Raw genomic sequence first — 10,690 nt, forward strand, 5'->3', positions numbered from 1 at the left:
AAAAGGGGTTTTAACTTTGATTGTTTTGGGTTTGTTGTAAATTTATTGTAAAGATGGTTTCTTAAATTTTCTTAAGAGAGATGTTTTACAACCATTTTTTCCAAAAACTCAAGGGTTTGCTTGTGAAGGTGTGGTTATCCTTGAGTTTTGGTTGCATACGGTTAAATTATCGCTCGCTTGACACAAAGATGCTTGGCTCTTTTAAACAAGCTTTGAAGCGTTTCTTAAAGCTTAATCAACGCTCCATCAACGCTCTATTCAAACAAAGCCTAATCCCCTACATAGACTTGTCTTGGGCGTGTGATCCTAGCTTGCGGGCTTTTGACATGCTCTAAAAGCTGAGCGCACCAGCCTACGGTTCGGCCAATGACAAACACCGGCGTGAAAAAACGCACCGGAATTTTTAAAGCCCTTAAAATCGTGCCGGAGTAGAAATCCACATTAGGGTAGAGATTCCTTTCAATGAAATACTCATCTTTTAGCGCGATTTCTTCCACTTTCGCAGCGATTTCGCTCAATCTTTCGTCCATTTTAACGCCTTTTTGGTGCAGTTCGTCTTTTAGACCTTTTAAGATTTTTGCGCGCGGATCGTAGCTTTTATACACCCTATGCCCAAAGCCCATGAGTTTGAAGCTATCGTTTTTGTCTTTCACGCGTGCAATATATTTATCCACATTTTTCACATCGCCGATCTCTTCTAATTGCAAAAGCACTTTTTCATTCGCCCCGCCATGCAAATGCCCCCATAAAGCGCTAATGCCCGCACTTATGGCTGCATAAGGATGCACGCCGGTGCTAGCGACATTCCTTACCGTGGTAGAAGAGGCGTTTTGCCCATGGTCAGCGTGTAAGGTTAGGATTTTATCAAAGGCTTCCACTTCTAGGGGCGTGATTCCCACTTCACCTTGAGTGGTGTGTTTCAATCGGCTATAAGGATACCCTCTTAACATGAAAAGGATATTTTCCACATAAGAGCGCGCGATATCCGGATAAATGATGGGTGCTCCCACTTCATTACGATAGCAAATAGCCGCAAGCGTGGGGATTTTAGCGACAATCCTTCTGGCCATAGTCTGGTAATCTTCTTCAGTGTGCATGTTTTGGTGCGTGGAATAAAGGGTGGATAAAATGGACACGCCGCTAGAGAGTTTCGCCATAGGGTGGGCGTTACTAGGGAAAGCTGAAAACATGTTTAACAAGCTCTCATGCACAAAGCTTCTGTGGCGTAATTCCAATTCAAATTCCAAGCTTTCTTCTTGATTTTTGGGTAATTCCCCTGTGAGGAGCAATTTGCACACATCCACATATTTGTATTTGGCGACTAAATCTTCTATCCTATGCCCTCTGTAATACAATTCGCCTTTTTTGCCATTGATATAGCTGATCTTAGATTGGCACCCGGCGGTGGAAGAATACCCTGGATCGTAAGAAAAAAACCCGGTCGTTTCAAAAAGCTTGGAAAAATCCACCGCTTTAGGCCCACGGGTGCATTCAATCGTTTCAAATTCATAGCGTTCATTATTCTCATTATTGATTAAAGTGACAGACATTTGACTTCCTTAAAGTTTTTAGAATGGTAGCACTCCATTATAAGCCAAAAAATTAAATATTTTTTTAAAAACATTGCGTTTTTTCAAGTTATTTCCAATCGCTACTTTTAAACACGCATTCAAAAAAAGATTTTTAGGGGTTATATAGTATTTTTGCGCTAGTATAGTTACTCAAATTTTATAAAAAGGATGAGAGATGGCTTACAACCCTAAAATTTTACAAAAGCCTAAAGAGGGCGAAGAAATTACGATTAAAGACAACAAATTGCATGTGCCAAACCACCCCATTATCCCTTTCATTGAGGGCGATGGCATTGGATCAGATATTACCCCAGCGATGATTAAAGTCGTGGATAGTGCGGTTCAAAAAGCGTATAAAGGCGAGAAAAAAATCGCATGGTATGAGGTGTTTGTGGGCGAAAAATGCTATCAAAAATTTAAAGATCATAAAGAATTAAGCCCAGAAGAGCAATGGTTATTACCGGACACTATTGAAGCGATTAACCACTATAAAGTTTCTATTAAAGGGCCTTTGACCACGCCTATTGGTGAAGGGTTTAGATCTTTGAATGTAGCGTTACGCCAAAAAATGGATTTGTATGTGTGCTTGAGACCGGTTAGGTGGTATGGTAGCCCAAGCCCAGTTAAAGAACCACAAAAAGTGGATATGGTGATTTTTAGAGAAAATTCTGAAGACATTTATGCGGGCATTGAATGGCAAGAAGGCAGCACGGAAGCGAAAAAGCTCATCCATTTTTTACAAGATGAACTAAAGGTTAAAAAAATCCGCTTCCCTGAAAGCAGTGGCATAGGGGTAAAACCCATTAGTAAAGAAGGCACAGAGAGACTGGTTAGGAAAGCGATTGAATACGCTATTGATAACGACAAGCCAAGCGTAACTTTTGTGCATAAAGGTAACATCATGAAATACACCGAGGGAGCGTTCATGAAATGGGGCTATGCGCTCGCTCAAAAAGAATTTAACGCTCAAGTCATTGATAAAGGCCCATGGTGTTCTTTGAAAAACCCTAAAACCGGTAAAGAAATCATCATTAAAGACATGATCGCTGATGCGTTTTTGCAACAAATCCTCTTACGCCCTAGCGAATACAGCGTTATTGCGACCATGAATTTGAATGGGGATTATATTTCTGATGCGTTAGCGGCGATGGTGGGGGGTATTGGTATCGCTCCTGGGGCTAATCTCAATGACACAGTGGGCATGTTTGAAGCCACCCATGGCACCGCTCCTAAATACGCTGGGCTGGATAAAGTCAATCCGGGGTCTATTATTTTGAGCGCGGAAATGATGTTAAGGCATATGGGCTGGGTGGAAGTGGCTGATTTGATCGTTTCTGCTATGGAAAAAGCGATTAAGAGCAAGAAGGTAACCTATGATTTCGCTCGTTTGATGGATGGGGCTAAAGAAGTGAAATGCTCTGAATTTGCTAGCGTGATGATTGAAAACATGTGAAAGAGCGTTTTTTAAGCTCTTAAATGGTGTTTGAATGCGAAAAAAGGCTAATACTATCATAAGGAATGAAGTTGATAAAATTTGTGCGTAATGTGGTTTTGTTCATTTTAACGGCGATCTTTTTAGCGCTCATGCTATTAGTGAGCTATTGCATGCCCCATTATAGCGTGGCTGTCATTAGTGGGGTGGAAGTTAAAAGAATGAATGAAAATGAAAACACGCCCAATAATAAGGAAGTAAAAACCCTTGCTAGAGATGTCTATTTTGTGCAAACTTACGACCCTAAGGATAAAAAAAGCGTAACCGTTTATCGTAACGAAGACACGCGCTTTAGCTTCCCTTTTTATTTTAAGTTTAATTCGGCTGATATTTCAGCCCTCGCTCAAAGTTTAGTCAATCAGCAAGTGGAAGTGAAATACTATGGCTGGCGGATCAATTTGTTTAACATGTTCCCTAATGTGATTTTTTTAAAGCCCTTAAAAGAGAGTGCTGACATTTCAAAACCCATTTTTAGCTGGATTTTATACGCTTTGCTGTTAATGGGTTTTTTTATCAGCGTGCGTTCTGTCTGCACTTTATTTAAGAGCAAAGCTCATTAAATCTTTTAGGCTTTGTTGGAAAATCACAATGGGGTTATTGGAGCGTGTATTAAAAAGCTCAATATAGGGCAAGCTGATGCTGTGAAAAGCGGTGTTATTTTCTCTCAAATTGATAGCGATTTTATAATCCAATTGGTGGGATTTCAATAAAAAATCATTCAGCAAACAATCATTAATCAAGCCCAAATTGTCATGGCTAATCACAAGCATTTTGGCTTTTAATTGTAGGGCAAAGTCCAGCATGTTTTCTTCTAAAGTGATAGGCACGCATAGCCCCCCAGCCCCTTCAACGATGACCAAATCGTAAGTTTTGGTGAAATTTTGGAGGCGTTGGATTAAATTATTCGTGTCAATGGGGGCGTTTTGGTTTTCTTCTTGTTGGGCGATGAGGGGGGCTGAAGCTTTAGCGTAGCGATAGAATGAAATGTCTTTTAAGGTTAAAGAGCGATCTAAAAGGCGGTTATCTTGCAAGAATAAATGCGCATCGCTAAAGTGGTTGGTTGTGTCATTGACGCCTGTTTCAATGGGCTTTAATAGAATCGTTTTAACGCCACAAGCGTTGCAATATTGGGCTAATAGCCTAGCGCATGTGGTTTTTCCGGCATTAGTGTTAGTCGCGCTGATAAAGAGCATGGTTTAATTTTTAAACTGATAAGCACTCTCAAAGATTTGAGCTGTCAATGCATTTTTAATTTGTGGCAACTTCACATTATCAAAAATGAAGCTTAAAATATTGTGGAGTGAGTTATACAAAACCCTGTCAATTAACGCATGAGTCAGTCTAACGCCCTCTGCTTGCTCTATAGCGGTTATGATGCTTTTAGATAGTCTTGGGCTGATATTATCAAGTTGTGCCGCTAAATCTGAGATAAAGCAATAGCTTGCATCGGTGTCTGTGGTGTTAGCAAACGCTTTAGCTAATAGTGTCTTACTCACTTTTTCCTTTTTGCTTTTGTTTTCTTTTTCTTTTTTGGTTTAAAGCTGTTTCCCAGTCCTTGCTCTAAATGTTTTTTTCCCACCTTTCTATCTCGTCCAAAGAGAAAGTAATGCGGGCTGTGTGAGAAATCCTATAAATACGATATATCGCTTCAATACGACTTCCAATAGAGCTATAGCCCCTAACTCCCCAATAACCACCAGAAAAGAAGTTGTCTTTTACTTTGAATCTAGGCCTATTTTATCTAGCCAAACTTGTAGCTTCTGCTTCATTAACAATTTGTAAAAATTTATATCTCTTTGGCACAGGAGAGTATTTTACAGGAGAGTATTTTTTCAATCTCATTTTTATACCCTTTTTTGAACGATATTATAGCGTTTTATCCTTGAGCTTTCCTTTAAGCGGGGTTGCAGTGCTTTATCTTTGAGCTTTCATGCGGTAATTAGGGTTTATTTGGTATAATATCAAAACTCCATTTAAGGTTGGTTCTTATGAATATTTTATTTGGGATTAGCGACACGCAAGAATGTTATAACGCTATTAAATTCGCTGTCAAATTAGCCCATTCGCTTAAAGAGGTCCATTTTACCTTGTTGCATGTGAGCATGGAAGTGTTTATTTATAGCGAAAGCGGGATGATGGATTATGGCCAGACAGAAGCCTTAGAAGAAGAAAAAGCTAAGGCTTTGTTAAAGCAATTTGAAGACGCTTTCAAAGAAGAAAATATAGAGTGCGAGAGCGTTCTAAAAAGCGGTGATTTGATTGATGTGGTCTTGGATATGGCCTAAGGATTATGATTTGTTATTGATTGGAGCGAGCGAATCCAATTTGTTGTATCGTTTGTTCATTTCGCACCAAAATAGCCTTGTTGAACAATCCAGTATCCCTGTTGTGATCGCCAAGTAGCATGAATAAGCAACATGAAATGAAAATGTATAGCATACCCACCCCCACCATGGCGCAAGTGATCATGGTTGATGACCCCATTACGACAGCGGAATTTGTCATCTCTGCTTTGAGGGATTTTTTTGACAAGTCTTTAGAAGAGGCTCAAGCCCTCACATCAAGCATCCATCGTGATGGCGAGGGGGTTTGTGGCGTCTATCCTTATGATATTGCCAGGCATAGGGCAGAATGGGTTAGGGATAAAGCCAGAGAGCTAGATCTCCCTTTAAAATTATTGGTAGAAGAGATAAGATAATGGCTAAATTCAATCAAGATCTCAATGAAGTCCTAAACCGAGCTTTAAATTTAGCATTAGATCTTAACCATGCCCTTTGCACCACAGAGCATGTGCTGTTGGTCATTTTAGAGCATGAGAGCGGGGCAAAGATTATTGGCGCTTTAGAAAGAGATGACTATGATAAATTAAAACAAATCCTTAAAGACTATTTGTTCCAATATGTGCCTTTAAAGAGTGATCCAGCCAAAATGCCTGCCAGGAGTTTTGTGCTATTAAGAATGCTTAAAAGAATGTATGCGAGTGGTTTTGAGAGCGTGGGCGTGGAAGAATTGCTTATTTTAATGCTGGATCACCCCGATTGTTACGCTTCAAAACTCATGGATAGTTTTGGTATCGCTCGTTTGTATTCTAACCCTGCTTTATTGGATTTGGATAACCATGGCATTCCTAGTGACACCAATAATGAAGAAGTACCCAAAAACACTCCCCTAAAAAAATACGCTAAGAATTTGAGCGCTTTAGCCCAAGATAACGCTTTAGATCCAGTCATTGGCAGAGAAGAAGAGATTTTAAGAGTGATAGAAATTTTAGGGCGCAGAAAAAAGAATAACCCGCTCTTAATTGGCGAAGCGGGCGTAGGGAAAACCTCCATCGCTGAAGTTTTGGCTTTAAAGATCGCTCAAAAAGAAGTGCCGGAGTTTTTGCAAGAATATGAGGTCTATTCTTTGGATTTAGCTTTAATGGTGGCTGGGGCAAAATACAGAGGGGATTTTGAAAAACGCTTGAAAAAAACGCTCAAAGAGATCCAAGAAAACGGCCGTATCATTTTATTCATTGATGAAATCCACACCCTTTTAGGCGCAGGGAGCAGTAACGCTGGGAGCTTAGATGCGGCGAATATATTAAAACCGGTTCTAACGGATGGGAGTTTGAAATGTTTAGGAGCGACCACTTTTGAAGAATACCGCAGCGTGTTTGAAAAAGACAAGGCTTTCAACAGGCGTTTTTCAGTAATAAAAGTTGAAGAGCCTTCTAAAGAGGCGTGTTATTTGATCTTAAAAAAGATCGCTCCTCTTTATGAAGAATACCACCAGGTGCGTTATGATGAGAGCGTGTTTAAGGCATGCGTGGATTTAACGAGTGATTACATGCATGATAGATTCTTGCCGGATAAAGCGATTGAACTACTAGATGAGGTGGGATCGAGGAAAAAAATCAGCCCTAAAAAGGGCAAAAAAATCAGCGTTGATGATGTGAAAGAAGCGCTCGCCATAAAGCTTAAAATCCCTAAAATGCGTTTGAGTAGCGATAAAAAAGCCCTTTTAAGGAATTTAGAAAAATCGCTTAAAAATAAGATTTTTGCCCAAGCAGAAGCGATCAATCTTGTCAGCAATGCGATTAAAATCCAGTATTGCGGGCTTTCTGCAAAAAATAAGCCTGTGGGGAGCTTTTTATTCGTGGGGCCTAGTGGGGTGGGGAAAACAGAGTTAGCTAAAGAACTGGCCTTGAATTTGAATTTGCATTTTGAACGCTTTGACATGAGCGAATACAAAGAAGCCCACAGCGTGGCAAAACTCATCGGGAGTCCTAGCGGTTATGTGGGGTTTGAGCAAGGGGGGTTACTAGTGAATGCGATTAAAAAACACCCGCATTGCTTGCTGCTTTTAGATGAGATAGAAAAAGCCCATTCTAATGTGTATGATTTGTTGTTGCAAGTGATGGATAACGCTACTTTGAGCGATAATTTAGGCAATCAGGCGAGTTTTAAGCATGTGATTTTGATCATGACTTCAAATGTGGGGAGTAAGGATAAGGATGCGCTAGGGTTTTTTAACGCTAAAAACACCAAGTATGATAAGGCCGTTAAAGAGCTTTTGACCCCTGAATTGCGATCTAGGATTGATGCGATCGTGCCGTTTAACGCACTTGGTTTGGAGGATTTTGAACGCATTGTTTCTGTGGAATTAGACAAATTAAAAGCCCTAGCGCTAGAGCAAGACATAGCCTTAAAATTCCATAAAGAAGTTTTGAAATTCATCGCGCAAAAAAGCTATCAAACGATTTTAGGAGCGAGAGAAATTAAAAAAATCATTCACAATGAGATCAAAACCCCATTAAGCGATCTACTGCTCTTGCAATCGTTTAAAAAACCTTGTAAGATCGCTTGCTTGCTAGAAAAAAACCAATTGGTTTTGAAAGAAATCAAGTGCACACAAAAGGTGAAAGAAAATGACTTTTGAAATGCTTTATAGTAAAATCCATAGGGCTACTATCACAGACGCTAACATCAACTATGTAGGCTCGATCACCATAGATGAGGATTTAGCCAAATTCGCCAAGCTTAGAGAGGGCATGAAGGTAGAAGTCGTGGATGTCAATAACGGCGAACGCTTCAGAACCTATGTGATTTTTGGGAAAAAAAGGGGCGAAATTTGCATCAATGGTGCAGCAGCCAGAAAGGTGGCCATAGGCGATGTGGTGATCATTTTAGCTTATGCGAGCATGAATGAAGACGAAATCAACGCGCACAAGCCATGCATCGTGCTAGTGGATGAAAATAATGAAATTTTAGAAAAATAAGGGGTTAGAGATGGATTTTAGTCAATTGGGTGGGTTATTAGACGGCATGAAAAAAGAGTTTTCTCAACTAGAAGAAAAGAATAAAGACACGATCCACACTTCCAAAAGCGGTGGGGGAATGGTGAGCGTGAGTTTTAATGGAATGGGGGAGTTAGTGGATTTGCAAATTGATGACAGCCTGTTAGAAGATAAAGAAGCGATGCAAATCTATTTGATGAGCGCTTTGAATGATGGGTATAAAGCCGTAGAAGAAAACCGAAAAAATTTAGCCTTTAACATGCTGGGGAATTTTGCCAAATTGTGATGTTTCACAAAGCCCTTATCATTCTATTGGTTTTTTTGAACGGATTAGGGGCTTATGATTTCAAACATTGTCAGGCTTTTTTTAAAAAAGCGAGCCTTCAAAATGGGGGCGTGGCTTTAAAAGAATTGCCTAAGGGCGTGTATTTGTATTATTCCAAAACCTACCCTAAACACGCCAAAGTCATCAAATCCGATCCCTTTGTGGGGCTGTATTTGTTGCAAAGTGCACCAAGCGAGTATTTTTATACCTTAAGGGATTTAGACAAAGACGCCCTTATAAGGCCAATGGCTAGCATAGGGGATAAAGAAGCCCTAGAAACGCGATTGCTCTCAAAGCAAAAAGGCTATGAGCGCTACGCTCAAATTTCACAAAAGATTCAAAAAAATGGCGTTATCAGCAATATTTGCTATCAAATGTTAGGGCTAGGGGTAGGGGGGAATGGCTTTATAGAAACGAAATTTATCAAGCGCTTTTTAAACCAACAAGAGCCTTATTATGGGGATATTGGGGTGCGTTTAGAAGAAGATAATAAGCGCTTAGTGGTGGCGCAATTTGATCCCTTTTTCCCTAAAAACCCTTTTTTAAAAAACGATGAAATCCTAGCAATCAACCACCAAAAGATCCGCTCGTTAGCGGAGTTTGAATGGGTAGTGAGCAATCTTAAATACCAAAGCCTTGCAAAAGTAAGCATCAAACGAAACCATAAAATCAAAGAAGTAACGCTCAAAGTCAATAAGCGTTATGGGGGGTTTTTGCTCAAAGACACTTTTTTAGAGCGCTATGGCATCGCTTTAGACAAGCGTTTTATTATCGCTAAAATAGGCAGTCATTTGCCCAAAGGCTTGGATTTTTTAAAGCTTGGGGATAGGATTTTATGGGTGAATCGTAAAAATGTGGCGTCCAACCCAAAAGCTTTAAGAGAAGCGTTAAGCGCGCCTAAAATTGAATTATTAGTGTGGCGTAAAGGCTTTGAATTTTACATTAAAGTCCGTTGAAATATTGATGAAAAATGACGCTTATGAAATTATCCTTTCTTGGTTTATCACGCCTTTAACGGCGATTTTAGGGCGTTTCGCTGAATTTTTTCTCTACACTTTGCATGCGCAATTGGTGTTTAATAGCGTGGTCGCTTTGGCGTTCATGCTCTTTGCTTATAGGAGTTTGAAAGAACAGAATTTCTTCAGTGTTAGCGCGCTAACAGAAGCGTTATTGTTTGTGGGGTTTTTTGCGCTTTTTAACTACGCTTTAAAAAATCCCATGCGTTTTTATGAATTTTTCCAAAACGCTATTTTTATTGCGCCTAACATGATCACACAAAGCCTCTCTCAAAGCTTGAGCAATTTTTCTAACCACACGCTTTCTTTAGATTTTATCTTTAATCATGGTTTTTATGCCCTTAGTTTTATCAGCGATTTGAGCCATAATGAAATGTCTGTGTGGCTTTTTTTAAGCATTTTGCAAGGGCTTTTTTTGAGCGTGCTGTTTGCGATCATTATTTTAGTGTATTTAGAAGTGCATGTGTGGTGCTCTTTAGGGGTGCTGTTTTTAGCGTTTGGGTTTTTTAAAACATGGAGAAGCGTTGTGGTGGCGTGCCTAAAAAAATGCTTCGCTCTTGGGTTTTACAAGCCTTTTTTGTTGTTGGTGGGCTTTTTGAATGTGTCGGTTACTAAGGCTTTAATAGACGCGCATATGCAAGAAAAACAAGACTTAAGCCTTTTATTGGTGGTAGCGTTATTTTTGTGTTGCGTTTTTATCATAGGCGTGCCTTTTTTCATCAACGCTTTGTTTAGGGTGCAAAACAGCCTTAAAGAAACTTACAAACTCGCCACCAATTTGAGTGCCAACCTTAGCCAAAACGCCCTTAATTCCTTACAATATATCACGACCCCATCCGTTTCTTCTAGCGTTTCTTCTTCTATGAGAGAAAGTGCCACTAAAGAAAAAGAAACGCATTCCCCCACATTCAAGGTAGAAACCACTCAATTAGATGTAAAAATCCCAAATTTCAAGCAAAAAAAGGTTAAAAAGGATACAATAAATACAAAAAATGAAATTTAAATAAA

Annotated in this window: 11 protein-coding genes and 1 pseudogene; 9 read left to right on the forward strand and 3 right to left on the reverse strand. The window is 39.7% G+C overall.

All coding sequences use genetic code 11. From position 1 onward, the window contains the following. Window positions 1–269 precede the first annotated feature (269 nt). Window positions 270–1,550 carry a citrate synthase gene (locus P6280_RS01965; protein ID WP_108325216.1) on the reverse strand — a complete coding sequence of 427 codons (1,281 nt, stop codon included), beginning with the start codon at window positions 1,548–1,550 and terminating at the stop codon, window positions 270–272. A gap of 196 nt (window positions 1,551–1,746) precedes the next feature. Here P6280_RS01965 and icd point away from each other — a divergent pair, with 196 nt between their 5' ends. Beyond that, the gene (icd, locus tag P6280_RS01970) at window positions 1,747–3,024 is read left to right on the forward strand and encodes an isocitrate dehydrogenase (NADP(+)) (RefSeq protein WP_283236842.1); all 1,278 of its coding nucleotides are present in this window, start codon (window positions 1,747–1,749) and stop codon (window positions 3,022–3,024) included. A gap of 71 nt (window positions 3,025–3,095) precedes the next feature. Further along, the gene (locus P6280_RS01975) at window positions 3,096–3,623 is read left to right on the forward strand and encodes a DUF1523 family protein (RefSeq protein WP_283236843.1); all 528 of its coding nucleotides are present in this window, start codon (window positions 3,096–3,098) and stop codon (window positions 3,621–3,623) included. Here the strand turns inward: P6280_RS01975 and bioD are convergent. Both bioD and P6280_RS01985 read right to left on the reverse strand, forming a co-directional pair. Next, entirely contained in the window at window positions 3,600–4,256 is a 657-nt protein-coding gene (bioD, locus tag P6280_RS01980) for a dethiobiotin synthase (protein WP_283236844.1), read from the reverse strand. The genes P6280_RS01975 and bioD overlap by 24 nt on opposite strands. A gap of 3 nt (window positions 4,257–4,259) precedes the next feature. Continuing rightward, complete coding sequence (locus P6280_RS01985) at window positions 4,260–4,559, reverse strand: hypothetical protein (protein ID WP_283236845.1); 300 nt, start codon at window positions 4,557–4,559, stop codon at window positions 4,260–4,262. Window positions 4,560–5,051: 492 nt separating this feature from the next. Here P6280_RS01985 and P6280_RS01990 point away from each other — a divergent pair. The 7 genes and pseudogenes from P6280_RS01990 (at window position 5,052) to P6280_RS02020 (ending at window position 10,685) form a co-directional block, all read left to right on the forward strand. Continuing rightward, window positions 5,052–5,466, forward strand: a pseudogene (locus P6280_RS01990) (universal stress protein). A 19-nt stretch (window positions 5,467–5,485) separates the two neighbouring features. Continuing rightward, window positions 5,486–5,761 carry an ATP-dependent Clp protease adaptor ClpS gene (locus tag P6280_RS01995; RefSeq protein ID WP_283236846.1) on the forward strand — a complete coding sequence of 92 codons (276 nt, stop codon included), beginning with the start codon at window positions 5,486–5,488 and terminating at the stop codon, window positions 5,759–5,761. Next, the gene (locus P6280_RS02000; RefSeq protein ID WP_283236847.1) at window positions 5,761–7,983 is read left to right on the forward strand and encodes an AAA family ATPase; all 2,223 of its coding nucleotides are present in this window, start codon (window positions 5,761–5,763) and stop codon (window positions 7,981–7,983) included. Before P6280_RS01995 ends, P6280_RS02000 begins: the two co-directional genes overlap by 1 nt. Next, window positions 7,973–8,323: an aspartate 1-decarboxylase gene (panD, locus tag P6280_RS02005; RefSeq protein WP_180506420.1), complete on the forward strand. Its 351-nt coding sequence runs from the start codon at window positions 7,973–7,975 to the stop codon at window positions 8,321–8,323. The genes P6280_RS02000 and panD overlap by 11 nt, the downstream gene beginning before the upstream one ends. Before the next feature lie 10 nt (window positions 8,324–8,333). Next, window positions 8,334–8,627, forward strand: a complete 294-nt coding sequence (locus tag P6280_RS02010) for a YbaB/EbfC family nucleoid-associated protein (protein ID WP_000347916.1) — start codon at window positions 8,334–8,336, stop codon at window positions 8,625–8,627. Further along, a complete protein-coding gene (locus tag P6280_RS02015; protein WP_283237445.1) occupies window positions 8,627–9,622 on the forward strand; it encodes a PDZ domain-containing protein in 996 nt (331 codons plus the stop codon). Before P6280_RS02010 ends, P6280_RS02015 begins: the two co-directional genes overlap by 1 nt. A gap of 7 nt (window positions 9,623–9,629) precedes the next feature. Then, window positions 9,630–10,685, forward strand: coding sequence for a type IV secretion system protein (locus P6280_RS02020; protein WP_283237446.1), 1,056 nt, complete (start codon window positions 9,630–9,632; stop codon window positions 10,683–10,685). Window positions 10,686–10,690 lie beyond the last annotated feature (5 nt).

Source organism: Helicobacter sp. 219-2 (genome assembly GCF_030053225.1).
In the GTDB taxonomy this organism is placed as follows: Bacteria; Campylobacterota; Campylobacteria; order Campylobacterales; family Helicobacteraceae; genus Helicobacter; species Helicobacter pylori_C.